Below are 26317 nucleotides of genomic sequence, written 5' to 3'. Positions count from 1 at the left end.
TCGCCATGAGCCCGCCCATGGACAGCCCGCTGGAGCTGGCAGACATCCAGAGCGGCGTGCTTCGCCCGCGCCCCAGCCCCTATGCGGCGACCTATATCCTGTTCCGGATCGACCAGGCCGCGGCCGGCCGAGAGCTGATGGAGCGGTTCAGCCGGGTCGTCGGCTCGGCCGCCGATCCCCAGAGCCCGGCGGGCGCCGCCTGGGTCAGCGTCGCCCTCACCTTCCAGGGCCTGAAGGCGCTGGGCGTGCCCCAGGCGTCGCTCGAGGGTTTCGCCTGGGAGTTCCAGCAGGGGATGAAGGCGCGGGCGGGCGCCCTGAGAGACACCGGCGAAAGCAGCCCCGAACACTGGGAAGCGCCCCTGGGCGGGCCGGAGGTCCATGTCGTCATGGTGGCCGTGGCTCCGAACAGCCAGACCCTGGCGGCGGCGCTGGATCGGGCCCGCGCGGCGTACGAGGCGCTGGGCGGGGTCACCGCCATCTGGCGGCAGGACTGCCACGCCCTGCCCGACGAGACCGAACCGTTCGGCTTCCGGGACGGCATCAACCATCCGGCGATCGAGGGCAGCGGCATCCCTGGGACCGATCCCCACGAGACGCCCCTCAAGGCGGGCGAGTTCGTCCTCGGCTACCGGGACGAGATGGGCGGCTTCGCCTCGGTTCCGCAACCCGAGGTCCTCGGCCGAAACGGGACCTATGTCGTGTTCCGCAAGCTGCACCAGCGGGTCGCGCGGTTTCGCCGATACATCCAGGACCAGGCCTCGGGGCCGCAGGACGAGGAGTTGGTCGCCGCCAAGATGATGGGGCGCTGGCGCAGCGGCGCGCCCCTGGCCCTGTGCCCGCTCCACGACGACCCGGCGATCGGCGCCGACCCCAAGCGCAACAACGACTTCCTCTACGCCGACGACCCCGCGGGATACTTGACGCCGTTGGGCTCGCACGTCCGGCGCGCCAATCCGCGCGACGCGAATATCGCCGGCGAGGTCCGGCTGCACCGGATGATCCGGCGCGGCGCCGCCTACGGCCCCCTGCTGCCCAAGGGCGTCACCGAGGACGACGGCGCCGATCGCGGGCTGATGTTCACCTTCGTCGGCGCGCACCCCAAGCGGCAGTTCGAGTTCGTCCAGTCCGAATGGATCAATGACGGCGTCTTCGCGGGCCTGGCCGGGGCGCGGGACCCGGTGGCGGCGACGGTCGACGGCGACGAGGTCTTCTCCATTCCCAGGCGCCCGATCCCCCGGCGCCTGAAAGGCCTGCCCCAGTTCGTCGTCACGCGGGGGGGCGAGTATTGCTTCATGCCCAGCCTCAGCGCGTTGCGCTGGCTGGCCGATCTGCAAACCCCGGCGCCGACCCCATGAGCGCCGAATCCATGCCTCTCAAGGAGATGGACGTCGTCGTCATCGGCGCCGGTCCGGCCGGCGTGCTGGCGGCGCTGCGCGCGGCGGACCTGGGGGCGCGGACGACCCTGGTCACCCGCGGCGCGTTCGGCGGCATGGCGGCCAACGACGGGCCCGTGCCGGTCCGGACCCTGGCCCACGCCGCGCGCCTGGTGCGCGAGGCCCGGCAGCTGGAACGCTACGGCGTCCTGGCCGGCGCGGCGTCGCTGGACTATCCGCGCCTGCTGGCCCGGGTCGCCGAGGTGGTCGAGGACGTGAACCGTCATTCGGCCCTGCGCCCCCAGATCGACGCCCTGGGCGTGACCGTCCGCGAGCACGTCGGCGACGTGCGCTTCATCGACGCCCACACCCTCGAAACCGCCGACGGCCTGCGGCTCCGCGCCGACCGGGTCGTCATCTGCACGGGCGGCGTCAGCCGACGCCTCGACCTGCCCGGCTTCGACCTGACCTGCACCCACAGCGACGCCTGGAGCCTGTCGGCCGCGCCCGGGTCCATGCTGGTGGTGGGCGCGGGGGCCACCGGCGCCCAGGTGGCCTCGGTGTTCAACGCCCTCGGCACGAAGGTCCAGCTGTTCCAGGCGGGCGAGCGCATCCTGCCCACCGAGGACGAGGCCGTGTCGGCCGCCGTCGCCGCCGGCTTTCGCGCCTCGGGCGTCGTGGTGCACGAGGGCTTCGGCGCGATCGACTCGTTCGAGCGCACGGCGTCGGGCGTGCGGATGAACTATTCGAAGGATGGCCAGAGCCGCGCCGCCGAGGCCGAACTGGTGGTCGCCGCCGTCGGCTGGTCGGCCGACACCGGGGCGATGAACCTGGCGGCCGCCGGCGTCGAGACCACCGCCCGCGGCTTCATCCAGGTGGACGAAGCCCTGCGCACGACCGCGCCCCATGTCTTCGCGGCCGGTGACGTGACCGGCCGCCTGATGCTGGTCCCGCAGGCGATGCGAGCCGGCCTGCTGGCCGCCGCCAACGCCGTCACCGGCGCCGCCTCCCCGGCGGCGGACCAGGTCGCGCCCGTCGGCAGCTTCACCCAGCCCGAATACGCCCAGGTCGGGCTGACCGAGGCCGCCGCCCGCGCCAGACACGAGGTCCTGGCGGTCAGCGTGGACTTCGCCGCCGCCACCCGGCCGATCATCGACGGCCGGACCGAGGGGTTCTGCAAGCTGGTCATCGACCGGCCGACCCGCCGCATTCTCGGCTGCCACGTGGTCGGGGAGCGGGCCGTCGACATCGTGCAGCTGGCGGCGGTGGCGATGGCCGCGGGCCTGGGCGTCGACGGGCTGGCCCAGGTGCCGTTCTCGTTCCCCACCTATGCCGGCGTCCTGGGCCGGGTCGCCGCCAGCGCGACCTATCAGTTGAACCGAACCGCCACCGGGGACGCCGAGCTTCCTCCGGCCGCCGCCTTCACGTGAATGGGCGCGCCGCTTTCCGTTCGAGCGCGCGGCGGCGCGGCTCTGCTGGCCGCGGCGATCCTGGCGGCGCCGACCGCGCGGGCCCAGGACGACGGCCCCCGCGTCTACCAGCTGGCGCCGAAAGGCGCCCAGGCCTGGACCGGCTTCGCGGTGGTCAAGCGCGGCAACGAGGAGCCGGAGGTCGGGACGGTCATTCCCGGCTCCGACATCGACACCGACCTGGTGATCCTGCGCTACGTGACGACCCTGAGCCTGGGCGGGCGGCAGTTCGCCCCGTTCGTCATCCTGCCCGCCGGCCGGACGAAGTTCTCGATCAATGACGGCGTCACCCCGCCGGCCTCCAGTTCCGGCTTCGGCGACCTGCAGGTCGGCGGCGTCCTGGGGCTGATCGGCTCCCCGGCCCTGTCGCCCGCCGACTACGCCCGGTTCAAGCCCGGCTTCAGCGCCGGCCTGTTCGCTAAGGTCTACTTCCCGACCGGCGCCTACAGCGCCGCCAAGCCGGTGAACCTGGGCTCGAACCGCCACGCCTTCCAGATCGGGCTGCCGACCGGTTTCGCCTGGGGGACGTCCTATCGCGACCCGAGGCTGACGACCCTGGAGGTCTTCCCCACCCTCACCGTCTACGCGGACAACGACGACCCCTACGGCGCGGACCGCAGTTCGAAGGACACGCTGTTCAGCGTCGAGGGGCACCTGACGCACAACCTCGACCCAACCACATGGCTGTCGGCCGACCTGCTCTATCGCCGGGGCGGCGAGACCACGACGGACGGCGTCGCGGCCGGCGACGCCACGCACGGCTGGTCGGCCGGCGGCTCGGTCGGCTGGGTGCTGGACCCGCGCGCGACCCTGATCCTGACCTATCAGCAGGTGATCGAGCGCGACGACGACGGCCCGGACGGCGGGTTCTTCCGCGCGGCCCTGGTCCTGCCGTTCTGACATTAAGGCCTATCGACATTCAGCGTCTGGGACGAAAACCTCGTCCTTCGACAAGCTCAGGATGAGGTTTTTCTACAGCTCAGGCCTGTAAATGGTCCTCATCCCGAGCCTGTCGAAGGACGAGGACCACGCACCGAGCGTGAATGTCGATACGCGCTAGACGTGCGGCCTGACCGTCGCCTTCCGGCTGTCCATCAGGGCCAGGTTTCGCCAGAAGCTCTCCAGGCTGTCGGTGCCGCCGAACAGCGTGGTGAAGTGGGTGGAATCCACGACCAGGATGTCGCCGGCCCGATCGCCCTGGGGCGGCATCCACAGCAGCGAATTGAACTCGGTGGCGCCGGCGGCGGTGAACGGGTGCGGCCGGTCCAGGTCGACGGGCTGGCGGGCCAGCACGTGGATCGACGCGGCGTCGGCGCCGGTCACCTCGTAGTGCGGCAGATGCGGGTGGAAATTCAGCGTCGGGACGTTGGCGAGCAACCCCAGCCGGTCCAGGTCGCGCGCGGCCGTCAGCGGGGCGATGTCCTTGGTCCCCTTCACCAGGGCCGGCCTCAGGCCCCAGATATTGTGCACCGGAACGCCGAGCGCCTTGATTAGCGAGCGCGTGTAGCGCCCGAACCGCTGCTGCCGGGGCACCAGGGCGTCGCCGTGATGCAGATACTCCATCTGCCGCTGGGCCAGGTCGTCGGTGAAGCCGACATCGTGGTGCGGCGCCAGCAGCAGGCACGTGCCTTCACGCCTCAGCCATTGGCGGATCGCCTCCACCTCGGCGACGTCGGCCTCCTGGTCGGCCAGCAGGTGGTCCAGGCCGAACACCATCAGCGTGTCGGTGTCGTCCAGGATCCGCTCGTCGATCGGCTGGGGAAATCCCGCCTGGTCCACGCGCTGGAACACCGCCACCGGGTGGCCGGTCGCCGCCTCGGCGATGCGCTGGAAGCTGAGGGTGGATCTGTGGAACAGCTCCAGGGTCCCGGCGATGCCCTGCAGGAACCGCGCGGCGCTCCACTCGGGGGTCTCGTAGTGCGGCCATAGCACGTTGCGGACCTCGGTCAGGGTGGAGAAGCGGTTCTCCATGGCCGCCGGGTCGCGCTGGGCCTCCCAGGGATAGCTCCACGTCCAATAGATGCTCAGCCGCCGCTTCCCCGGCGTAGGCGCACGCGCCACGTGGTTCTGATTATAGGTTCGCGCGGGAGCGATGGTCACGGCGGATCTCCTCGCGACGCCCAAGGACGCCTCGTCGACGGTCATCATTCATGGGGGCGTTCGCGGGGGATATCCGGCGCAACCCGGAGAAGCGGGTTGAAGATCGGCTCGGCCGATCCGGCTGGCTGGCTGGGCGCGCTTCCGCCCCCTCGCGACGCCGCGGCGGCCAGAATCCGTTCGAGCCCGGGACCAGGGCCAAATTCGCAAACCATCGGTACGGATTGCCTCTTGTACGATAAATGTGACCCAGTTAAATAAAAACAACTTAATTAAAAAATGCCGGTGACGTCGGGGCCACGACCTGAAGGTCGACTTCAGCGCGCTAGGTGAACGCAGAGAGCCCGAATGGGCCAAGGCGTGCTGAACTTTGGGAGAGGAAACATGAAATTACTCAATAAAAAGAATATGTTGCTGGCGTCCACGGCCGCGGCGGCCTGGGCCTCGGGCATCCTTGTCACGACGGCGCACGCCCAGTCGAGCGAGGTGGGGAAGAGCGGCTCCTCCGGCGGGGAAGTCTCCGAAGTCGTCGTCGTGGGCCAGCGCAAGGCCATCCAGACGGCGCAGGAGCTGAAGAAGAATTCCGAACAGATCGTCGATTCGATCACCGCCGTGGACATCGGCGGCCTGCCCGATCGCTCGATCACCGAGGCGCTGCAGCGCGTCCCCGGCGTGACCATCGGTCGGACCACCCAGCCCCGGGACGTCGATCGCCTCAACGCCGAGGGTTCCGGCATCCAGGTGCGCGGCCTGACCTGGGTTCGCTCCGAACTCAACGGCCGGGACATCTTCTCGGCGCGCGGCGGCCGGGCCATCTCGTGGGAAGACGTGACGCCCGAGCTGTTCGCCGGCGTGGACGTCTACAAGAACCCGTCGGCGGACATCATCGAAGGCGGGCTGGGCGGCACGGTGAACCTGCGCACGCGCATGCCGTTCGACCAGAAGAACCGCCAACTGGCCTTCTCGGCCGACTACACGTGGGGCGACCTGCGCAAGGACGGCACGCCGTCAGGCAGCGTTCTCTACAGCGACCGCTTCGACACCCCCGACGGCGGCGAATTCGGGGTGCTGCTCAGCCTGTCGAGCTCGAAGCTGAACACCGCGGTGAACACCATCGCCGTCGACCCGTACGACGCCCACGGGGTCGGGGTCCAATCGTCCTATGACGGCGGGGCCACGTTCAACTTCAACGGCGACAATTCGATCGCGGGCCAGCCCCTGAGCCGCGTCTTCGTGCCGGTCGGCATCCAGTACCGCAACAACCTCCAGGACCGGAAGCGCGAGGGCTATTACGCCGCCTTCCAGTACCGGCCCAACGACAACCTCGAATTCTACACCACCTTCTTCCGCACCGAAGCCAAGCAGACCTTCCAGGACCGCTTCGCCCAGACCTCGGCCTGCTGCTCGTCGACCAACAACCAGTCGTTCGTGGTGGGGCCGGCGGCCGGCACGACGTTCAAGTACGACGCGGACGGCAACTTCCTGAGCGGCCAGCTCGTCGACGGCGGCGGCGGCGGCAACGGCGTGGCCAACTCGTTCCTGCTGAACCTGGGCACCCGCTACGGAACGGTCGAGGACAACACCAACGACATTTCGGCGGGCTTCAACTGGAGGAACGACCGGTTCGTCGTGACCGGCGACCTGCAGTACGTCTATTCGCATCGCGAGGGCACCGACGTGACGGTCTACAACACCGTCACCCAGCCCGGCGGGTTCGGCCTGGACCTGACCGGCGACCTGCCGAAGATCACCATGACGAACGCCACCGGCAACCCGTCGATCTTCAACCTCTACGCCGCGATGGACCACATCGACGACAACGACGCCCGGGAATATGCGGGCAAGTTCGACGTGACTTACGACTTCGACGACGACTCGCTGATCAAGGACATCAAGCTGGGCGTCCGCGCCACCTCGCGCGACGCCACCTCGCGCGACGCCGGGTACAACTGGGCGCTCATCTCGGCGCCGTGGGCCACGCGGGTCACCGCCACGGCCGACAAATACACCCAGCACCAGGACACGGTGGCCTTCGACGACTTCTTCAAGGGCGACGCCTCCGTCCCCGGGCTGATCATGCCGGCGTTCGACCTGGCGCGCAGCCCCGCGGCGCTGGCGACCTATCTGGACCAGGTGGTGTGGAACGGCCCGGTCCCCGGCGGCGGGCCGGCCTATAACGACGGCGAGTACGGCTATTATCCGCCGGGCGGCCCGAACGGCGCGATCCCGTCCTGGTCACCCGCCGGCGGGACCTACAGCCCGTTCAAGCAAGGCACCATGATGAGCTACATGCCAATCTGGGCCGCGCCGACCGGCAGCATCAACTACTGGCGGCCCCTGGGCGACGTGAACACCAGCTTCGCCAATTCCGGCGGCCGCGGCGTCAATCGCCAATGGGAAAAGACCGGCGCGATCTACGCCAAGGTCCGTTTCGGCGGCGACAACCTGCCCATGACCTGGGGCGGCGAGGCGATGAGCTGGGACGGTAATTTCGGCCTGCGGGTCGTCAAGTCCAAGGTGGACGGCCAGGGCTACGGAACGGTCGGCTTCATCGACCCGGGCCAGAAGCGCTTCGCCTCGCCCGCCGCCCAGGCCAAGATCGACTTCGCCGACGGCCAACCCTTCGCCTCGGTCGGCGGCAGCGACTACACCGACGTCCTGCCCAGCCTGAACCTGCGCCTGAAGGCCCGGCCCAACCTCTTCTTCCGGTTCGCCGCGTCGAAGAACATCGTCCGGCCCGACTTCTTCCAGCTGGACCCATCGGTTTCGATGTCGGCCACCTTGCAGTCGCGCAACGCCACCACGGCCGACAACATCATCAACCCGACAACGAACCAGCCCTATACCCAGGCCCAACTGGACACGGCGGCGGCCGGCGGCCAGGCCGTGCAGTACCACACCGACGTCGCCTTTGGTTTCTACTCAGGCAATCCGAACCTCAAGCCGATGCGCGCCAATTCGTTCGACCTGTCGGGCGAGTGGTACTTCCATGGCGGCATGCTGGCGACGGGCGTCTTCAAGAAGGATGTCTACGACTACATCCAGTCCAGCCAGACCTTGATGACCATCACCAAGGACAACGGCGAGTCCGTCCAGGCGGTCGGAACCGTGCCCCAGAACATGGGTCACGGCGAAATCTACGGCTTGGAATTCCAGTACCAGCAATTCTACGACTTCCTGCCGGGTGCCTTCAGCGGTCTGGGCACGGAATTCAATGCGACCATACTGGACAGCAAGGGAACCCAGAACGCCACCAGCAGCACCACCGACGCCGCCCAGATCAATGCTTCGAAGCTGGACCTGCCGCTGGAGCTGTTGTCTCGCTACACTTACAACGCGATGCTTCTGTACAGCAAATACGGCGTCGACGCCCGCCTGGCCTACAATTGGCGGTCGCGTTACCTGATGAGCGCCTCGGCCTCGAACCTGATGGTGCCGGTCTATGCCGAGGACTACGGCCAGTTGGACGGCTCGGTTCTGTATTCGCTCACCCCCCAGGTGAAGGTGGGCTTCCAGGCGGTCAACCTGCTCAACTCCAAGACCGTGCTGGAGATGGATCAGCGGGACTCCTGGTTCCTCGGCACGCAGGGGAACTTCTCCGAAGCCCTGGTCCGCAAGCACAGCTGGACGGTGAGCGACCGCCGCTTCTCGTTCATCGTCCGCGGGACATTCTAGGTCCAAGCTGATCTTCTTGACCGAAGACCCCGCCGGCGCGCCGCCGGCGGGGTTCGACGCAAACGACACGCGAAGGCGGCATGGGAAACCCTGGGAAAATCTCGCATCTGGTGATCGCCGGCGGCGGCACCGCCGGATGGATGGCCGCGGCCTTCTTCTCCAAGCTGTTCGCGCCGCATCAGATGCGGATCACCCTGGTGGAGTCCGCCGAGATCGGCACGATCGGCGTCGGCGAAGCGACGATCCCGCCGATCACCTTCTTCAACGAACTGGCGGGCGTCGACGAGGCCGAGATGCTGTCGGCCACCCAAGGCAGCTTCAAGCTGGGCATCGAGTTCGTCGGCTGGCGCGACCCCGACCACCGCTACCTCCACCCGTTCGGGTCCTATGGCGGACCGATCAACGGCGTGTCGTTCCACGCCTATTGGCTTCGCGCGCGCAAGCTCGGCTACCGGCCCGATCTGTCCGAGTTCTCGCTGAGCGCCCTGGCCGCCAAGGGCGGGCGCTTCGATTGGCGCGTGGACGATCCGCGCGATCCGCGCACGACCATGGCCCACGCCTACCATTTCGACGCCTCGCTCTACGCCAAGCTCTTGCGGCGCATCGCCGAGGGGCGCGGGGTCAGGCGGCTGGAGCGGACCATTCGCGCGGTCAATCTCGACCCTCTGGACGGCACGATCGCCTCGCTGCTGCTCGACGACGGCCAGGCGCTGGAGGGCGATTTCTTCATCGACTGCTCGGGCTTCAGGGCGCTGCTGATCGAGGGCGCGCTGGGGGTCGGGCATGACGACTGGTCGGCGCTGCTGCCGGCCGACCGCGCGGTGGCCGCGCCCTCGACCCGGTACGAGGACCCCGTCCCCTACACCCGCGCCACCGCCCTGACCGCCGGCTGGCAGTGGCGCATCCCGCTGCGACACCGCACGGGCAACGGCTACGTCTATTGCAGCGACCACATCGGCGACGACGAGGCCGCCGACGTCCTGCTGGCCAACCTGGCGCGGGAGCATCCCGACAACAGGCCCGAGGCCGAGCCGCGCTTCCTGAGGTTCAAGACCGGACGGCGCAAGCAGTCGCGCGTGAAGAACTGCGCGGCCATCGGCCTGGCGAGCGGCTTCCTGGAGCCCCTGGAATCCACCTCCATCCACCTGATCCAGCACGGCCTGATCAAGCTGGCGGCCAGCTTCCCCCAGGCCAGGAACGATCCGGCGGCCGCGGATCTCTACAACCGGATCATGGGCCAGGAGATGGAGCAGATCCGCGATTTCCTCGTCTATCACTACCACGCCAACGGACGCGTCGGAGAGCCGTTCTGGGACCGCCTGCGCCACATGCCCATCCCGGACTCGCTGCGGGAAAAGATCGAACTGTTCCGCACCCGGGGCCTGACCATCTTCCCGGACCAGACCATCTTCCAGGAGCCGAACTGGCTGGCGATCATGATGGGTCAGGGCCAGGAGCCGGAAGGCTACGACCCGCTGGCCGACCTGATGGACGAGCGCGCCCTGTACGCGACCCTGGAACATATGCGCGCGGTCTGCCGCCGGGTCGTCGACCAGATGCCGCGCCACGGGCGCGTGCTCGAGCGCTACGCCGACAAGCCCGTCACGGCGTGACCCACCCGCCGCCGCCACGCCCCCGAGAGGAAACCTCCATGCCCACCCTGTTCAAGCGTCCCGCCGCCTGCCTGATCGTCGGCGCGCTGGCTCTGGCCCTGACCGGCGCCCAGGTCGCCGTCGCCGCCGACAAGGACCCGCCGCCGCGGGTCGCCAACGGCCTGGCGCAGAAGCCGCCGATGGGCTGGAACAGCTGGAACAAATTCGCCTGCAACATCGACGAACAGACCGTGCGCCGCATGGCCGACGCCATGGCTTCGAACGGCATGAAGGCGGCCGGCTACGAGTACATCGTGATCGACGACTGCTGGCACGGCCCGCGCGACGCCGGCGGCTTCATCACCTATGACGCCAAGCGCTTTCCCAGCGGCATCAAGGCGCTGTCGGACTACGTCCATGCCAAGGGCCTGAAGTTCGGCATCTATTCGGACGCTGGCCGGCTGACCTGCGGCGGCCGGCCGGGCAGCCAGGGGCACGAGTTCCAGGACGCCAAGACCTATGCTGACTGGGGCGTGGACTATCTCAAGTACGACTGGTGCTCGACCGGCACGCGCAACGCCGAGGAGGCCTACACCCTGATGGCCGACGCCCTGCGGGAAGCCGGCCGCGACATCGTCTTTTCGATGTGCGAGTGGGGCACGGCCAAGCCGTGGCTGTGGGCCGGCGCCGTCGGCAACCTGTGGCGCACGACCGGCGACATCACCGACAAGTGGGACGGCAAGTACGACTACGCCCTGGGCGTCCTGCGCATCGTCGACCTCAACGAGCCGCTCTACCCCTTCGCCGGCCCGGGCCACTGGAACGATCCGGACATGCTGGAGGTCGGCAACGGCGGCCTGACCAACACCGAGTACCAGTCGCACTTCAGCCTGTGGGCGCTGATGGCCGCCCCGCTGATCGCCGGCAACGACATCGCCGACATGGATGAAGCGACGCGCGCCATCCTCCTGAACACCGAGGTCATCGCGGTGAACCAGGACGCGCTCGGCGTCCAAGGCCGCCGCATCCGCGACGACGGCGACCTGGAGGTCTGGTCCAAACAACTCGCGGACGGCGGTCGCGCGGTGATCCTGTTCAACCGCGGCGCCGAGGCGCGGACGGTGTCCGTCGACTGGACCGAGCTCGGCTATCCCGCCGGCCTCAAGGCCGAGGTCCGCGACCTGTGGGCCAAGAAGGGGCTGGGCAGGATGAAGGGTCGGTTCGCCGCGACGACGCCGTCGCACGGCGTGGTCATGGTCAGGATCACGCCCTAACTAGAGCACCTCGAACAGGCCCGCCGCCCCCATGCCGCCGCCGACGCACATGGTGACGACCACGTGGCGCGCGCCGCGACGCTTGCCCTCGATCAGGGCGTGCCCGACCATCCTGGCCCCGGACATGCCGTAGGGGTGTCCGATCGAGATCGCGCCGCCGTTGACGTTCAGGCGTTCGTCGGGAATGCCCAGCCGGTCGCGGCAGTAGAGCACCTGGACGGCGAAGGCCTCGTTCAGCTCCCACAGCCCGATGTCGTCCATGCCCAGGCCGAAGCGCTCCAGCAGGCGGGGCACGGCGAAGACCGGGCCGATGCCCATCTCGTCGGGCCGAGTCCCGGCCACGGCCATGCCGACATAGCGGCCCAGCGGCGCCAGGCCGCGTCGCGCCGCCACCCCCGCCTCCATCACCACGCAGGCCGAAGCTCCGTCGGACAGCTGGCTGGCGTTGCCGGCCGTGACCGTGCCGTTCGGCAGGGCGGGCTTCAGCGAGGCCAGCCCCGCCAGGGTCGTCTCGGGGCGCATGCCCTCGTCGTGGGTCAGGGTGACGTCCTGGAAGCAGACCTGCTGAGTGGCCTTGTCGACGACCCGCATGGTCGCCGCCATCGGCACGATCTCGGCGTCGAACCGTCCGGCGGCCTGGGCGGCGGCCGTCAGTTGCTGGGACCGCAACCCGTAGGCGTCGCAGTCCTCGCGCGAAACGCCGTACCGCGCGGCGACCACCTCGGCGGTCTCCAGCATCGGCATGTAGGCGTCGGGATAACGGGCGGCGAGCGCCGGATCGCGGTCGACGCGCAGGTCGCCCGTCTGGACCATCGAGATCGACTCGACGCCGCCGGCCACGACGATGTCCATGCGGTCGACGATCACCTGCTTGGCCGCGGTCGCGATGGTCATCAGGCCCGACGAGCATTGCCGGTCCAGGGTCATGCCGGGAACGGTGACCGGAAAGCCGGCCCGAAGCGCCGCCATGCGGCCGATGGTGTGCTGCACGCCTTGCGGCAGGGAGCAGCCCAGCAGGCAGTCCTCGATCTCCTCGCCGGCCACCCCCGCCCGCTCGACGGCGGCGTTCAGCGCGTGGGCCGCCAGGGTCGGCGACGGCGTGTCGTTGAAGGCGCCGCGATAGGCGCGTCCGATCGGCGTGCGCGCCGTCGAGACGATAACCGCCTCGCGCGTCATGACCGCACCGCCGCGATCGGCGAGACCATTCCGGCGCTGGCCAGCTCGCGCTCGGCCTGGGTGAAGCCGTAGGCCGGCACGATCTCGCCGGACCGATCGGCGATCTCTTCCCACCGGCGCACGACGCCGTCCGCAGCCTCGTCGCCCGCGCCGACATAGCGGCCTTCGGTGAGCGTGACGTTGGCCACGGCGAAGTGGCCCGCGCCGGCGCAGAGGATCGCCCGCGTCGGGGCCTCGTCGCCGACCAGGGCCAGCAGGCCGGGGCTGACCAGGGCCGGATCCAGGCGATCGAGGCTGTCGTCGGACAGCACGCCCTCGGTCATCCCCGTCGCCGCGGTCGGGGCCAAGCAGTTGACCCGGATCCCGTATTTCTCGCCCTCGATCGCCAGGGTCTGCATCAGGCCGACCAGGGCCATCTTGGCGGCGCCGTAGTTGGCCTGGCCGAAATTGCCGTAGAGGCCGGACGAGGACGTGGTCATCACCACCCGTCCGTGACGCTGCTCGCGCATGATCTCCCAGACAGCCTTGGTGCAGATCGCCGCGCCCATCAGGTGGACGTCGATCACGCGCCGGAAGTCCTCCAGGTCCATCTTGACGAAGCTCTTGTCGCGCAGGATCCCGGCGTTGTTGACCAGGATGTCGACGCGGCCCCACCGCTCCATCGTGCGGCGGACCATGGCGTCGACAGCCGCCTCGTCGGTGACCGACCCGACGACGGCCATGGCCTCGAAGCCGGCCTGGACGATCTCGGCCGCGACCCGGTCGGCGGCCTCCTGGGCCATGTCGTTGACGACGACCCGAGCGCCGCGCCGCGCGAGAAACAGGGCGTGGGCGCGGCCCAGGCCGCCTCCCGCGCCGGTGACGATCGCAACGCGTTCCTTGAGCGACATCTGGTTTCCCCTCTTCCTCTCGGCCGACGCCAACGTGAATCAATCTTCACTATGTAGCGAGTTAATATCTTAGACCCACATCTTCCGCCACGGTCCGCGATGTGGAAATCACCTCTTGGCTTGGGTCGCGCCCCGTCCGCACACCTGCAGGAAGCCCGCCGCCATGAACGACGCCATGCGCTCCTTCACGGCCATGAAGTCGTCGGACCGGCACACGCCGCCGGACAGCTTGTCGATGCGGCCCGTGCGCGCCAGGGTCAGCATCAGCGCCCCGGTCACGAAGTGATAGCCCCAGAAGATGTCGGCTTCGCTGCAGCCGGGCAGCGCCTTCCGGAGGATGGCGATCAGGCGCAGCACGACGGGGTCGAAGTGCTCGTCCATCAACTCCGCGCCCCATTCGGGGGCGTTGGCGACCTGGGCGCCCAGGGCGGCGTAGTTCTTCCAGCCTTCACCGCCGTCGGTATAGAGGTCCAGGTCGGTGTCGAGGAACGCGCGCAAGGCCCCTTCGACGGTGGGGTTGTCGCCCGTCGCGGCCTCGTACTCGGCCAGCGCCTTCATCCGCCGTTCGCTGGTGATCACCGCGCGGCGGGCGAAGACCGCGTCGAACAGCTTCCGCTTGTCCTCGAAATAGTAGTTCAGCAGCGTGTGATGGACGCCGACCCGCTTGGCCACGTCCTTCAGCGTCACGCCGTAGAGCCCGTGCTTGGAGAACAGGTATTCGGCCGCGTCGAGGATCTGCTCCATCGTCTCGGCGCGCTGCTCCGCCTTGGTGGAGCGCTGCCGGGGTTTCACGTCTTCGGACACTAGGCTTCTTTCCGTCTCGAGCTTGGGCGACATCGAATGGGGACGAGACACTCACCCGCCCCCGAATTCGGATCTCAGTCTCATCTTGTCGATCTTGCCGGTGGACGCCAGAGGCATGTGCGGCAGCCGGTAGACGGCGTCGGGGATCCACCAGGGCGCCACGCGTCCGTGCAGACCCGCCAGCAGCGCTTCGTCGCTGACCGGCTCGCCCTCGCGCATCTCGACCAGCAGGATCGGACGCTCGCCCCATTTGGCGTCGGCGCGCCCGATGACGGCGGCCTGGGAGACCTCGGGCAGCGCCCCGACCACCGCCTCGATCTCGGCGGGATTGATCCATTCGCCGCCGGACTTGATCAGGTCCTTGGCCCGACCGGTGATGAACAGGTTGCCGTCCGGGTCGATCCGCGCCAGGTCGCCGGTCGCGAACCAGCCATCGGCGTCGGTGGCCGGATGCGGGTGACCGAAATAGCGCTCGATCACCGCCGCGCCGCGCACCCGCAGATGGCCCTCGACCTCCCGCTGCTCGGACAAGGCCCGGCCGTCGGCGTCGGTCAGCAGCAGGTCGACTCCGATCGCCGGACGGCCCGAGGCCCCGGCCGAGCGTGAAGGATCATGGGGCGGCGACACCGTGCCGGACGGCGACAGTTCGGTCATGCCCCAGCTGGTCTGCACCGTCACGCCCAGCAGGCTCTCGATCCGTTCCATCAGGGCCGGAGCCATCGGCGCGCCGCCGACGATGATGCGCTTGAGCGACGGCAGCCGGACGCCCGTGGCTTCCAGGTGTTCGACCAGCCCGAGCCAGACGGTGGGCACCCCCACGGCGACGGTCACCGCTTCGGCGGCGATCAGGCGGGCCAAGCTGGCGCCGTCCGCGTGTCGGCCGGGCAGGACCAACTTGGCCCCGGCCGCGGGAACCGCGAACGGCAGGCCCCAGGCGTTGGCATGGAACATCGGCACGACCACCAGCACGCTGTCGGCCCCCGAGATCGCCATCCCGTCGACCTGCAGGAGACGCAGCGTGTGCAGGTAGCTGGAGCGGTGCGTATAGGTGACGCCCTTGGGGGCGCCGGTGGTGCCGGAGGTGAAGCACAGCCCGCACGGCGTGGTCTCGTCGAAGCCGCCCCAGACGATCTCGCCTCCCGTCACCTCGCCCCGCGCCTGGCCGATCATCGGCTCCAGCGCCTGCGGGCTCGGCGCGTCGGCGGGACCATCGATGACCACCAGCCGCTCGACGCAGGGCGCGTGCTCGGCGATCCGCCGGGCCAGGGGCGCCAGATCGGCGCTGACCACCAGGATGCGGGCCTGCGACTGCGCGACCATCAGGCCCAGCTGGGCGGCGGTCAGGCGCGGATTGAGCGTGTGGCAAACCGCCCCCATGCCCATGACCGCGTACCAGACCTCGACATGGGCCTGGGTGTTCCAGGCCAGGGTGGCGACCCGCTGGCCCCGCTCGACGCCGAAACCGGCCAGCACGGCCGAGACCCGCAGGGCCCGCGCGCGAAGCTCGGCATAGCCGATCCGATCGATGCGCCCGCCCTCGCCCGCCGTCACGACCTGGGCCCGAGGGCTCCATTTGGCCGCGTGATCCAGGAACTTGTCGAGCGTCAGGGCGAAGGATTGCACGTCTCCGTCCGCCATCAGCATCGAGGATCTCCGGCCGGAAGCGGCGGCGAAATGACCCCGAAGTTCCAGTTCCAGGGCATGCCGCCCTTGGCGCGGCGTCGGCAGACGACCTGCTCGTTCAGTTCGTACATGCCGGGCATCAGGTGCGCGCCGGGCCTGGGTGCGTCGGCGAAGGCCATGTAGGCGCGGCCCTCGCCATAGGAACGCCACGCCGGCTGGCCGGCCGCGCTGGGAACCCCGTCGCGGGCGAAGGCGGTCCAGTAGCCGACCATGGCGTCCGACAGCTCGGTCTCTCCCGGAGTCGCGGGAATCTTGGGCCAGGACGGCGGCGTGCGGTCGGCCGTGCCGAAGACGTAGGGAATCTCGCTGGCGTGGAAGCCGTGCAGCCCCGCCGCGTCGGCCGCCGGATAGCCGTGGTCGAACAGATAGAGGAAGCCCGGCGCGCCCACGGCCGTCTGCTTGGCGACCAGACGCTCGGCGGTCCAGCCGTAGAGCGCGTCGCGCGGCGCCGTCAGCATGCTCTCGGCCAGGTCGGCGGCGGGATGGAGCTTGAGATAGGCGTCGGCCAGGTCGCCGTACTTCTCGCGGATCAGGGCCGTATAGGTCGGCGCGTCGGCGGGCGGCGGCGGGGCCAGGAAGCGCAGCGAGCGGATCTCGCCGCTGTTGAAGCCGGCCAGGATCGGCACGCGGGCCTGTTCGCCCAGGTCGAGCACGTCGACCAACTGACGGGGCAGCACGCGGCCGTCGACCGTTCCGAACGGGGCGTAGCCGGCCTTGGCGGCCGCGTCGGTGAGCTCGCCGGGGTTCATCGCCCGCAAGGCGGCGACGTCCTTGGCGCCCAGCTTGAAGGCGACATAGGTCCCGACCGTCTCGGCGGGGATGTCGCCGAAGGCGCTGGCCCGCAGCTGCGGCGTGGAGATCATGTAGGCGCTCTGGGCGATCGCCTTGGCGAACAGCCCGCGCGCCTGGGGCGCGGCCATCAGGTACATGACGCTGAGCCCGCCCGCGGACTCGCCGGCGATGGTGACGTTCGACGGATCGCCGCCGAACGCGGCGATATTGGTCTTCACCCAGCGCAGGGCGGCGATCTGGTCGAGCAGGCCGTAATTGCCCGAGACGCCCTCGCGCGATTCCGCGCTGAGGCCCGGATGGGCCAGATAGCCCAGCACGCCGAGCCGGTAGTTGATCGACACCACGACCACGCCCTGCCCGGCCAGCTTGGCGCCGTCATAGACCGCCTCGCTGCTCGCGCCGGTCGCCAGCGCGCCGCCGTGAATCCAGACCAGGACCGGGGCCTTCTGGGCCTTGGCCGGGGCCCAGACGTTCAGCGTCAGGCAGTCCTCGCTCATCGCCCCCAGTTCGCCGGCATAGATGCTGCTGCCCGGTTTCGACCTGGGCTGGTAGCAGGCCGGGCCGAACTTGGTCGCGTCGCGCACGCCCTTCCAGGCGGGCGCTTCGGCCGGCGGGCGCCACCGACGCCAGCCGGTGGGCGGCAGGGCGTAGGGCAGCCCCTTGTAGACGTCCAGCGCGCCGACCGCCTCGCCCTGGGCGGCGCCGGCCGGCGCGTGAACCACGGGCCCGGCGGCCCCAGGTCCGGCTTGGGCGAGCGCGGGGGCCGCCGCGAAAAGGGCGACCACCAGGGCCAAGCCGGCCCAGACGCCCCTCCCCGACCGCGCGTGGCGCGCGGCCGGGGGCGAAGCCATGGCGTCCGCGCTCGTCATCTAGAAGTCGTAACCCAGGCGCACGCCGACCGTGCGCGGCCGCAGGGTCGCGTAACGGGCGGCCAGGAACGCCTCGGGGTGGACGTAGGTGATCGAGTGGTTGTCGAACAGGTTTTCGACATAGGCGCCGACCGTCAGCCGGTCCATCGCCACCGCGAACGTCGCGTTGACGTTCTCATAGGCGTCGGTGAAGCCGTAGGTCGGGCTGACCTGGGTGGGCTTGCCAGGCACGTTGGGGAACGATCCCGGATAGGATCCGACGTGCTGGAACACCACCGAGGCGTTGGCCCTGGCCTGGGGCGACAGGTCGAAGCCGTAGTTGATGTACATCGAGCCCTGGAAGTGCGGGGCCGCCAGGCGGGCGTTCTCCACCGCGCCGGAGATCGCCGCCTCGGCCGGTGTCAGCTTGTTGACCTTGGCGTCGTTGAACGATCCGTTCAGGCCCACGCTCAGGCCGGTCGCCGGGGCGACCACCACCTCGAACTCCACGCCCTTGCTGATCGCGCCGCCGATATTGGTGGCGAACTGGACCGAGTCCGAGACGCGGTTGGCCTGGACCTGGATGTTGCTCCAGTCGATCAGATAGGTCGCCAGGTTGGCGCTGAGCGTGCCGTCGAACCAGCGGCCCTTCACGCCCAGCTCGTAGTTGACCAGATCGTCCGACGAGGCGCCGTAGGGAATGATCAGGTCGGTGGGATCGACCACGCTGGCCCGGCCGGCGAAGGCGTTGACCACCGGAGTGCGGAAGCCGGTCGACACGGTGGCGTAGGAGGTCAGGCTCGACGACGGCTTGTACGACAGGCTGACCTTGTAGGACGGCTTCTTGGCCTCGGCCTTGACGCCGGTGGCCGCCGGGATCGGAACCATGGTCAGCGGGCCCTGGATGCCGAAGATCGCGTAGGTCAGGTAGGCGCTGTTGTAGCCGCCCTCGGTGAAGCCCTGGGCGTCGGTGCCGCCATAGCGCATGCCGGTGGTCAGCCAGAGCTTGTCGTTGATGTGGTAGGTCAGCTCGCCGAAACCGGCCAGTTCGTGCGAATTGATGTGGGTGTACTGGCGTTGATAGTACTCATCCGGCAGGCCGGTGATGTGGTGGGCCGCCAGGTATTCGGGCGAGGAGCGGTAGAAGTAGTCCACGTCCAGCCGGCGATCGAGATAGAAGCCGCCGACCACCCAGTCGAACTTGCCGCCGGGATCCGACGCCAGGCGCGCTTCCTCGACGAAGGTCTTCTGATAGCCGTAGGCGTCGAGCCCGAAGGCGATGCCAGCGGCGCCGAAGGTGCCGGCCAGATCCACGAAAAACTTCTGGTCGAACTTGGAATAGGTCGACGAGCTGGTGAAGTGCGCGCCGTCGAACTGATAGTCGACCGTGGCGTTGACGCTGGCCAGCTTGCCCACGAACAGGTCCGGCCGATCGGAGACCCGCTTGTTGCGGCCCAGCGAGGGGATGATCAGGGACGAATCCTTGGGGTTGCTCTTCTCGTAGGAGCCCAGCAGCTTGACCGACAGGCGGTCGGTCGGCTTCCACAGCAGGGTCGCGCGCCCGCCCCCGTCGACCAGGGTGTTGGAGTTGTGGACTCCGGTCCCCAGGTTGTCGACATAGCCTTCCTCGTGGCGATAGAAGCCGACGACGCGCAGGGCCAACTGGTCCTTGATGATCGGCAGGTTGACCATGCCGTTGTAGCGCTGGCGCAGGGAATCCGAGCCGGTCAGACCGAAATCGACCAGGGCCGAGGCGTCGACCTCGTCGAGATCGGGGCTCTTGGTCAGGATGCGCAGCGCGCCCGACAGCGAGCCCGATCCGAACAGCGTGCCCTGAGGACCGCGGAGGAATTCGACCCGCTCCAGGTCATACAGATTGGGATCCAGCACCGTGGTATTGCCGATCGTCGAGATCGGCAGTTCGTCGATATAGATCGCGACGGTGCTTTGCAGATTGGCGCCGTAGCCGTTGGTGGCGATGCCCCGGGCGGTGAAGTTGTTGAAGTTGGCGGTGGGCTTGTTGAGGACCACGCCGGGCGTCTCGCGCGCCAGGCCCTCGTAGCCGACGATGCCCTTGGCCGTCAGATCCTTTTGCGAAAAGGCGGTGATGCTGAGCGGCACGTCCTGCAGCCGCTCGTTGCGGCGGGTGGCCGTGACCACGACCTCGTTGAGCAGGGTGCCTTCGGATTGACCCTTGTCCTTGGCGTCCGGGGACGCGGTCTGCGCCTGGGCGGTCATGGACGTCGACACCAACGCGGCGGCGCAAGCCGACGCGAGAAGAACTACCTTCATGCGCTTATCTCCCCGTGCGTCGATCGTGGGCGCCGACGCTGCCCAGCAAAGCTGCACCTGAGACCGCCCCCTGTCAACACTCACTATCACGTGCGTGAATGTTGTGGTGAAGTTAGGAAATCAGCGGTCGCCCAACGCCCCACGGGGTCCGAAGAGGTTGTTTTGAAACGACGACGCGGGTCGCCCCTCGCCCGGCGAACGCCCTGTTCGCCCTAGCCCGCCCGCGCCGCGACGGGGCGACTCGTGGCGGCCGTCTTGACCGCGGGCTTGCCGATGGCCGTGCGCGCGACGGGCCTGGCGACGGGCAGGAACGCCTCGAGGAAGCGCCAGGCCTCCTCGTCGTGGTCGAGGTGGTGGGTCAGCAGGCCTAGCGGCTCGTCCCACGCGCGCTTAGACCGACGCTCCGCCAGCAACCGACGGGTTCGCAGCAGGAACCGGACCGCGCCCCGGAAGCGCGGCTCGGGCTTCCAGCGCATGACGTCCAGATGGGCGTCCAGGCGATCGGGCTCGGCCTGGTCGCGCATGTCGCCGTAGCAGGACAGGCTCAAGCCTCGCAGGCCGAGCGCCTGTTTCAAGGTCGGGTGGGCGTTGTTCCAGGGCGGCACGAACAGGCGCGGCGTCACGCGGGCGCGGCGGAACACCTCGATCGCCGTGCTCAGCTCCGACATCACGTCGGCCAGGCGGTCCAGGTCGTTGACCTCGCCGGACGGCCAGCCCGGCGGCGCGCGGTTCTCATGCCGGAAGCCATGGACGGCCAGCTCCGCGCCGGGGACCGCGCGGCAAGCCTTGGCCAAGGCCGCGATGTCGCCGTCCGGTACGGCCGCCAGGGTGATCGGCGCCTCGAAGCGGAGCGACAGGGCCAGCAGGCGGTCCAGGGCCGGCGTGGGCCGGCGCGCGTCGTCGTCACGCCACCAGAACACCGGCGCATGGCCGCCAGCCTTCCAGCGGGCCAGTTCCGGCCCGATCATGACCGCGATCAGAAGACGATGGAGCGACATGACCACAGCCTAGGCTGAATGGCCCAGCCTGGCTTCCTCAATGTCCAGGTCGATCACCGCCGTGCCCGCCGGACGCGCCGTCCGTACGCCGTTCAGCGACTGGATTTCGCGCGCCTTGAGGTTCGAGAGCAGCGGATAAAGGCCCGCCATGACGGCGATCAGGAAGCCCATGTCGCCTTCCTTGTAGCCCTTGCGCGAGACGTAGCACTTGTAGAACCGGCGCACGCCCCGGAACAGGTCGTCCCACAGGCTCTTGATCTCGCCGCTGTCGGCCAGGTCCTGGCCGCGCAGGGCGGTGTAGCGGTTCAGCCGCTGGATCATGTCGGCGATGTCGTCGTCGACCTTGTGCAGGATGGCGTTGTTCAGCCGGCCGCCATAGACGCCGGTGAAGGTGGTGCCGGGATGGACCCGCTCGCTCTTCCAGCGCTTCGCGCCCTTGCGGAACAGCCGGGCCACCGAGGAGGCGCCGAACGAGCCGCCCCAGCCATGGCGCACCAGCTGCGCGCCCACGAAGTTATCCACAGGCACCTGATACCAGTCGCCGGCGTCGGCCCGGCGGACCGTCTCGCGGATTTCACGGGCCAGGGCCGGCGTCACCGTCTCGTCGGCGTCCAGCTCGAGGATCCAGTCGCCGCGGCAGGCCGCGACGCCGGCCGCCTTGCGCAGGCCTTCGACGGGAAAGATGCCCGAAACGACCCGCGCGCCCATCTTGCGAGCGATGGCTTCACTGCGATCCGTGCAGCGGTCCGCGACCACGACGATCTCGTCGCAGAACGCCAGGCGCTTGAGGCATTCGGCCAGGCGCGCCTCTTCGTTGTGGACGCAGACAAGTCCCGACAGGACGGACATCTAGTTTCCCCGACTTGGGGCGGCCATGCGAGCGCCGCCCCGTCGAAAGGAAGACGTCGCGAAGGTCAGGGAACCTCAGAACTATTTTCGCGTTCGCGCGGGTCGGCCGGTCCTGGCCTCCGCCTAGAAGGCGCGCGAAACCAGAAGGCTCCAGGTGCGGGGGCGCAGCGGCGTGACCTGCCGCACCTGGCCGAAGCTGAAAGGATTTCCATAGGCGAACGTGTCGCTCGAGGCGTTGGCGGGGTTGGTGACCGCGAAGGTCCAGCTCCAGTCCCGGATCGTCATCTCGGCCGACAGGCGGCCCGTGACATAGCCGCCCATCGACGGGGAAAGCCGGCGATCGAAGGTCAGGCGCGACTGGCCCACATACTCGATCTCGGTCGTCAGCACCAAGCGCCGGTCCGCGGCCAGATCCGTTTGATACCGCATCATGGCCCCGGCGGAGACGTCCGGAACCCCGGGCAGCTCGCTCTGGGCCGCCGAGGCGAAATTGGGATCCACCTTGCTCAGGCGAGGACGGTTGAACAGCGCATTGGCCTCCAGGGTCAGACCCCGGGCCGCCGTCACGGCCGCCTCGATCTCCAGCCCGGTGTTGCGGCCGTCGCCGACATTGGCGGTGTAGGACAGGCCCGAGGGGGTCAGATACTGGTCGGTCTGGATGTCGGTCCAGACATCGTGGAACAGGGCCGTGCGCAGGATCATGCGTCCGCCCCACGGCCGAATGCCGGCGCCGATCTCGTAGTTGCGAAGATGATCGGGCTTGAACGAGGCGCGCAGGGTCGAGGGCGCGACCAGACCGCCCGAGTTGAACCCGCCCGAGCGATAGCCTTCCGACGTCAACAGATAGAAGAGCCCGCCCCCGCTCCATGTCCGCTGCAGCGAGAATTTCGGCGAAAGGCCCGTGAAGCGCGCCTGCCGGTCCAGCTCGCGCGACTGGCCCGGCGCCGGCGCCTCGACCATCGAGGTCGTCTGCACCTCGCTGCGGAAGGCCCGCCCGCCCAGGCTGGCGGTCCAGCCGTCGCCGAGGTCGTAGGCGGTCTCGCCATAGAGGGCCAATTCGCGCCGTCGATCACGACGCGCCTCGAGATAGATCAGACGTGAAGGGTCGCGATAGGTGCGCGCCCGCAGTTCGCCCTCGCTGTCCTCAAGGCTGGCCAGGCCATACAGGCCGAACAGCCAGCGGAAGCGATCGGTGTCGGGGGACGACAGCACCGCGTCCTCCACCAGCAGCCGCACCTTGCTGGCCTCGTCGAACAGGCCGACATCGACCGAGGCCGAGCCGGCGCCGTTCAGCGCGGCGGTGGCGTCGAACCGGCTGGCGAACCGGTGACGGACATAGCCGGTCGACGACACGAACCGCCCCCAGCCCCCTGCCCCGGTTAGGGTCACCGCGCCTTGCTGCAGGACGTTGTCATGGGTCTCGCGCACCTGGTTGGCGCGCTTCTGACCGCCGAGACTGGGGGTGGTGTACTGGCTGTCGGTGGCGTGCAGGTCCTGGCGCGCGCCGGACACCAGGATCGACCAGTCCGGATCGATCGCCACCGACAGGGCCGCGCGGCCGCCGACGCGCGTGGTGCGATCGACGTTCGAAAGGCGCAGATTGACGTCGTCGACATAGCCGCCGTCGACGTCGTTGTAGGCCGCCACTCGAACCGCCGCCCGGTCGGCGGCCAGCGGCAGGTTGAACACGCCCTCCAGGCGGCTGCTGGGCGATCCGGACTCGGTGGCGGCCGCGCCGGCCAGGACCGATCCCGACCATTGGTTCAGCACCGGCTTGCTGGAGACGATCCGATACACCCCGCTGAGCGACCCGCCGCCATAGAGCGCGCCCTGGGGTCCGCGCAGGACCTCCACGCGGTCGACGTCGATCAGGCGCAGGTCCGGATCGGGCGCGTTGTAGGTCAGGGGGATGTTGTCGAGATAGGTGCCGACGGTCTGCTGGGTGCGGCCGGTGAAGGTTCCGTCCGAAAGGCCGCGCAGCATGATCTTGTTGCGCGCCGCGCCGAGGTTGGTGGTGATGAAGCCGGCGGTCTGCTGGGAGATGCTGGTCGTGTCGATCGCGCCGGTGTCGCGCAGCCGCGCCGCGCTGATCACGCTGACGCCGCCGGCCGCGGCGCCCAGCCGGGTCGGGCGCTTGGTGGCGGTGACGATCACGCTGTCGAGCGCCGGGGCGATCATCGGCGACGTCTGGACGACGACCGGCGGCCTGGCGCGGACCGAGAACCGGGCCGATGGGATCGGGACGGGCCGGATGCTGACCGTGGCGTTGTCGAGGATCTCGAACCGGCAAGGCGCGCCGGCCGTCACCGCGTCGAGGGCCTGGCGCAGCGTCAGGAGGCCGACGACGGCCGCGCTGCGTCCAGGACAGGACGAGACCCCCCCGAGGGTGACGCGCGCCTGGACGCCGACATCGATCAGCGCCTCCGATCGGAGCTTGGCGGGAATGTTGAAGCCGAAGCGCGCGGGGGCCGCCTCGGCGGCTCCGGCCAGGGCCAGGCTCGACGCCATGGTCAGGGCGAAGACGGGACCGCGATGGCGCGGGCAGACGACGGCGATCGTTCCGGAGCGATCCGGCGCGTCAGGTCGAAGTCGAAGCTGGGATTCCGTGTCCGAAATCATCGGGCTCCAGCTCTATCCCCCTAGAGCTCAAGCTTCGCGCTTCGAACGATTCCAGGCCCGTCAGCAAGGCTCTAGCGCGTCCGGATCACGATAGCGTCTTCGGTCGTCGTCGTTCGGACGGGAAGCAGGTGTGACAGTCGATCGACCATCGCATCCTGCTCATCGACGATCAACACGCCGGAAAGTCGCATATCGGCGGTCGCCGCGTCGCCCAGCTTCACCGGGCGCGGGAAAAGCCGGTTCATGTCGCCGGCGATCTGGGAAAGCGGCTGGTCGCGATAGATCAGCCGGCCCTGACGCCAGCCCGCGACCTCCTCGACGGCGACCGCCTGGAGTTTCGCGTCGGCCGCCAGCCCCTCGCGGTGGGCAAGGCCCTGCCCCGGCCGCAGCCGGAACGACGTGGCGTCGCCCGACAGGCCGGGACGCACCTCGACCAGTCCGCGCTGGACGTTGACCGCCACCTGTCCGTCACGGCGTCGAACATCGAACCGGGTGCCGACCACGCGCACCTCGGTGTCGCCCGCCGAGATCAGGAACGGCCGCGAGGTGTCCTTGGCCACGTCGAAAAACGCCTGGGCGTCATCCAGCCGGACGCGGCGGGCATGGCGCTCGAAGCGCACCGTCATGCGCGAGGCGGCGTTCATCTCGATCCGGGAGCCGTCTTCCAGGGCGATGGTCCTGCGCTGGCCGACGCCCGTCACATAGGTCGTTTCGCGCGCGCCCATCAGGCCGCCGTCGGGCAGCAGGACCGCGCCGGCGACGAAGGCCGCGGCGATCGCCGCGCCCGCCGACCAGAGCCAGACGCGCCGCGCCGGCCGCAACGGAACCACCTTGGCCGTCAAGGACGGCGCCTCGACCGGCTGGCCTTCCGCGAACCGCGCGTCGAGATCCAGGCCGTGATCGAAGGCGAGCGCGGCGTCATAGGCCCGGGCATGGGCGGGCGAGGCCGTCAGCCAGGCGTCGAAATCCAGCCAGTCGCGCTCGGTGACCGTCTCGCCCTGCAGCCGGACCAGCCAGTCGATCGCCGCGCCGGCGATCGCGGCGTCGGCCTTCTCGGCGTCGGAGTCTGTTTGGGGGCGCGTCATTTCGCTCCGTCCTGACGCCACGCGGCGTCCTCGCAAGGATAAGACGTCACCAAGACGGCGGAACCTCCAAAGCTCGTTCCGGAAACCATAAACACCCTCATGGCAGTCTGGCCGTCAACGCCTTCAAGGCGGCGCTTATGTGCTTTTCGACCGAGCTGCGGCTGACCCCCATGACCGCGGCGGTCTCGGCGTGACTTAGACCTTCCAGCTTGTGAAGCTTGAAGGCGCGCGCGACCTGGGGCGGCAGACTGTCGAGCGCCGCCATCATCGCCCGCAGGCGTTGCCGACCGGCCACCACCGCCTCGGCCGATGGAATGTCGGCCACCTGCTGATCGCCCAGCACCTCGCCCTGCAGGTTGCGCCATCCGCCGTCGCGCGCGCTGGCGCGGGTCTGGCCGCGCAGCCGATCGAGCATCAGGTTGTTGGCCATCCGGAACAGCAGGGCCGAGCCGTCGCCCTCGACCTCCAGATCGCCCAGGGCCTGCACCTTGAGGAACAGATCCTGGATCAGGTCCTCGGCCTCGCTGACCGAGCGCAGCTTCGCGGCGAAGACGCGCACCAGATTGGCCCGCTTCTCGCCGTACAGCCGGGCCATCGGCGTGAGGGTCGAAGGTGGGGCGGACAGCGCGGGCTCCAAAGACTCAGAACGGCGAACGGGTTGCGACGGCGGCTTAACCTAGGCCGCCGGCGGTCGGCGGTCCAGCGCACCGGGCGCGAGCTTGTTGCGATTGACTCGCAATAAGCTCGCGGTCTAGATATTGCGAACCAGTCGCAACAAAGAACGCGACACCCTCTCGGCGG

The 26317-nt window shown here is 69.1% G+C and carries 18 protein-coding genes; 6 read left to right on the top strand and 12 right to left on the bottom strand.

The window, feature by feature from the left end:
- Positions 1-5 precede the first annotated feature (5 nt).
- From ASD21_RS04185 to ASD21_RS04175, 3 genes are read left to right on the top strand one after another with little or no spacing between them, the layout of a single operon-like run.
- Positions 6-1355 carry a Dyp-type peroxidase gene (locus ASD21_RS04185; protein WP_056437198.1) on the top strand — a complete coding sequence of 450 codons (1350 nt, stop codon included), beginning with the start codon at positions 6-8 and terminating at the stop codon, positions 1353-1355.
- A complete protein-coding gene (locus tag ASD21_RS04180; RefSeq protein WP_056437196.1) occupies positions 1352-2803 on the top strand; it encodes a dihydrolipoyl dehydrogenase family protein in 1452 nt (483 codons plus the stop codon). Before ASD21_RS04185 ends, ASD21_RS04180 begins: the two co-directional genes overlap by 4 nt.
- Positions 2804-3742, top strand: a complete 939-nt coding sequence (locus ASD21_RS04175; RefSeq protein ID WP_056437194.1) for a transporter — start codon at positions 2804-2806, stop codon at positions 3740-3742.
- A 156-nt stretch (positions 3743-3898) separates the two neighbouring features.
- Here the strand turns inward: ASD21_RS04175 and ASD21_RS04170 are convergent, their stop codons facing one another.
- Positions 3899-4942 (bottom strand): hypothetical protein, encoded by a 1044-nt coding sequence (locus ASD21_RS04170; RefSeq protein ID WP_156398287.1) that lies wholly within the window; start codon positions 4940-4942, stop codon positions 3899-3901.
- Between the two features lie 405 nt (positions 4943-5347).
- Between ASD21_RS04170 and ASD21_RS04165 the strand changes: the two genes are divergently transcribed.
- The 3 genes from ASD21_RS04165 (at position 5348) to ASD21_RS04155 (ending at position 11480) form a co-directional block, all read left to right on the top strand.
- Positions 5348-8614 carry a TonB-dependent receptor gene (locus ASD21_RS04165; protein WP_056437191.1) on the top strand — a complete coding sequence of 1089 codons (3267 nt, stop codon included), beginning with the start codon at positions 5348-5350 and terminating at the stop codon, positions 8612-8614.
- A gap of 80 nt (positions 8615-8694) precedes the next feature.
- A complete protein-coding gene (locus tag ASD21_RS04160; RefSeq protein WP_082554617.1) occupies positions 8695-10227 on the top strand; it encodes a tryptophan halogenase family protein in 1533 nt (510 codons plus the stop codon).
- Between the two features lie 38 nt (positions 10228-10265).
- Entirely contained in the window at positions 10266-11480 is a 1215-nt protein-coding gene (locus tag ASD21_RS04155; RefSeq protein ID WP_056437187.1) for a glycoside hydrolase family 27 protein, read from the top strand.
- Here the strand turns inward: ASD21_RS04155 and ASD21_RS04150 are convergent, their stop codons facing one another.
- From ASD21_RS04150 to ASD21_RS04100, 11 genes are all read right to left on the bottom strand, one after another.
- On the bottom strand, positions 11481-12656 hold the full coding sequence (locus ASD21_RS04150) for an acetyl-CoA C-acyltransferase (protein ID WP_056437184.1): 1176 nt from the start codon (positions 12654-12656) through the stop codon (positions 11481-11483). It lies immediately after the preceding gene.
- Entirely contained in the window at positions 12653-13546 is an 894-nt protein-coding gene (locus ASD21_RS04145) for an SDR family NAD(P)-dependent oxidoreductase (protein ID WP_056437181.1), read from the bottom strand. The genes ASD21_RS04150 and ASD21_RS04145 overlap by 4 nt, the downstream gene beginning before the upstream one ends.
- 108 nt (positions 13547-13654) lie before the next feature.
- A complete protein-coding gene (locus tag ASD21_RS04140; RefSeq protein ID WP_056437179.1) occupies positions 13655-14350 on the bottom strand; it encodes a TetR/AcrR family transcriptional regulator in 696 nt (231 codons plus the stop codon).
- A gap of 51 nt (positions 14351-14401) precedes the next feature.
- Positions 14402-15994: an AMP-binding protein gene (locus ASD21_RS04135; protein WP_235524831.1), complete on the bottom strand. Its 1593-nt coding sequence runs from the start codon at positions 15992-15994 to the stop codon at positions 14402-14404.
- On the bottom strand, positions 15988-17676 hold the full coding sequence (locus ASD21_RS04130) for a carboxylesterase/lipase family protein (RefSeq protein ID WP_056437290.1): 1689 nt from the start codon (positions 17674-17676) through the stop codon (positions 15988-15990). The genes ASD21_RS04135 and ASD21_RS04130 overlap by 7 nt, the downstream gene beginning before the upstream one ends.
- A gap of 18 nt (positions 17677-17694) precedes the next feature.
- Positions 17695-19965: a TonB-dependent receptor gene (locus tag ASD21_RS04125; protein WP_056437176.1), complete on the bottom strand. Its 2271-nt coding sequence runs from the start codon at positions 19963-19965 to the stop codon at positions 17695-17697.
- 212 nt (positions 19966-20177) lie between these two features.
- A complete protein-coding gene (locus ASD21_RS04120; protein ID WP_056437174.1) occupies positions 20178-20963 on the bottom strand; it encodes a polysaccharide deacetylase family protein in 786 nt (261 codons plus the stop codon).
- Between the two features lie 9 nt (positions 20964-20972).
- Positions 20973-21812, bottom strand: coding sequence for a glycosyltransferase family 2 protein (locus tag ASD21_RS04115; protein WP_056437171.1), 840 nt, complete (start codon positions 21810-21812; stop codon positions 20973-20975).
- Between the two features lie 123 nt (positions 21813-21935).
- Positions 21936-24431 (bottom strand): TonB-dependent receptor, encoded by a 2496-nt coding sequence (locus ASD21_RS04110; RefSeq protein ID WP_056437168.1) that lies wholly within the window; start codon positions 24429-24431, stop codon positions 21936-21938.
- 71 nt (positions 24432-24502) lie between these two features.
- Positions 24503-25516 (bottom strand): FecR family protein, encoded by a 1014-nt coding sequence (locus ASD21_RS04105; RefSeq protein WP_056437166.1) that lies wholly within the window; start codon positions 25514-25516, stop codon positions 24503-24505.
- A gap of 97 nt (positions 25517-25613) precedes the next feature.
- Complete coding sequence (locus tag ASD21_RS04100) at positions 25614-26111, bottom strand: RNA polymerase sigma factor (RefSeq protein ID WP_056437164.1); 498 nt, start codon at positions 26109-26111, stop codon at positions 25614-25616.
- Positions 26112-26317: the final 206 nt, after the last annotated feature.

The sequence above is a fragment of the Caulobacter sp. Root1455 genome (assembly GCF_001426905.1).
Lineage (GTDB): Bacteria > Pseudomonadota > Alphaproteobacteria > Caulobacterales > Caulobacteraceae > Caulobacter.
This window is presented reverse-complemented; position numbering and strand designations above follow the sequence as displayed.

Excerpts from the sequence above, each read along its gene's own strand:
- ASD21_RS04100 (WP_056437164.1), bottom strand. The coding sequence starts at position 26,111 with ATGGCCCGGCTGTACGGCGAGAAGCGGGCCAATCTGGTGCGCGTCTTC.
- ASD21_RS04135 (WP_235524831.1), bottom strand. The coding sequence starts at position 15,994 with ATGCTGATGGCGGACGGAGACGTGCAATCCTTCGCCCTGACGCTCGAC.
- ASD21_RS04125 (WP_056437176.1), bottom strand. The coding sequence starts at position 19,965 with ATGAAGGTAGTTCTTCTCGCGTCGGCTTGCGCCGCCGCGTTGGTGTCG.
- ASD21_RS04150 (WP_056437184.1), bottom strand. The coding sequence starts at position 12,656 with ATGACGCGCGAGGCGGTTATCGTCTCGACGGCGCGCACGCCGATCGGA.
- ASD21_RS04160 (WP_082554617.1), top strand. The coding sequence starts at position 8,695 with ATGGGAAACCCTGGGAAAATCTCGCATCTGGTGATCGCCGGCGGCGGC.
- ASD21_RS04120 (WP_056437174.1), bottom strand. The coding sequence starts at position 20,963 with ATGTCGCTCCATCGTCTTCTGATCGCGGTCATGATCGGGCCGGAACTG.
- ASD21_RS04165 (WP_056437191.1), top strand. The coding sequence starts at position 5,348 with ATGTTGCTGGCGTCCACGGCCGCGGCGGCCTGGGCCTCGGGCATCCTT.
- ASD21_RS04110 (WP_056437168.1), bottom strand. The coding sequence starts at position 24,431 with ATGATTTCGGACACGGAATCCCAGCTTCGACTTCGACCTGACGCGCCG.
- ASD21_RS04155 (WP_056437187.1), top strand. The coding sequence starts at position 10,266 with ATGCCCACCCTGTTCAAGCGTCCCGCCGCCTGCCTGATCGTCGGCGCG.
- ASD21_RS04180 (WP_056437196.1), top strand. The coding sequence starts at position 1,352 with ATGAGCGCCGAATCCATGCCTCTCAAGGAGATGGACGTCGTCGTCATC.
- ASD21_RS04185 (WP_056437198.1), top strand. The coding sequence starts at position 6 with ATGAGCCCGCCCATGGACAGCCCGCTGGAGCTGGCAGACATCCAGAGC.
- ASD21_RS04115 (WP_056437171.1), bottom strand. The coding sequence starts at position 21,812 with ATGTCCGTCCTGTCGGGACTTGTCTGCGTCCACAACGAAGAGGCGCGC.
- ASD21_RS04105 (WP_056437166.1), bottom strand. The coding sequence starts at position 25,516 with ATGACGCGCCCCCAAACAGACTCCGACGCCGAGAAGGCCGACGCCGCG.
- ASD21_RS04130 (WP_056437290.1), bottom strand. The coding sequence starts at position 17,676 with ATGGCTTCGCCCCCGGCCGCGCGCCACGCGCGGTCGGGGAGGGGCGTC.
- ASD21_RS04145 (WP_056437181.1), bottom strand. The coding sequence starts at position 13,546 with ATGTCGCTCAAGGAACGCGTTGCGATCGTCACCGGCGCGGGAGGCGGC.
- ASD21_RS04175 (WP_056437194.1), top strand. The coding sequence starts at position 2,804 with ATGGGCGCGCCGCTTTCCGTTCGAGCGCGCGGCGGCGCGGCTCTGCTG.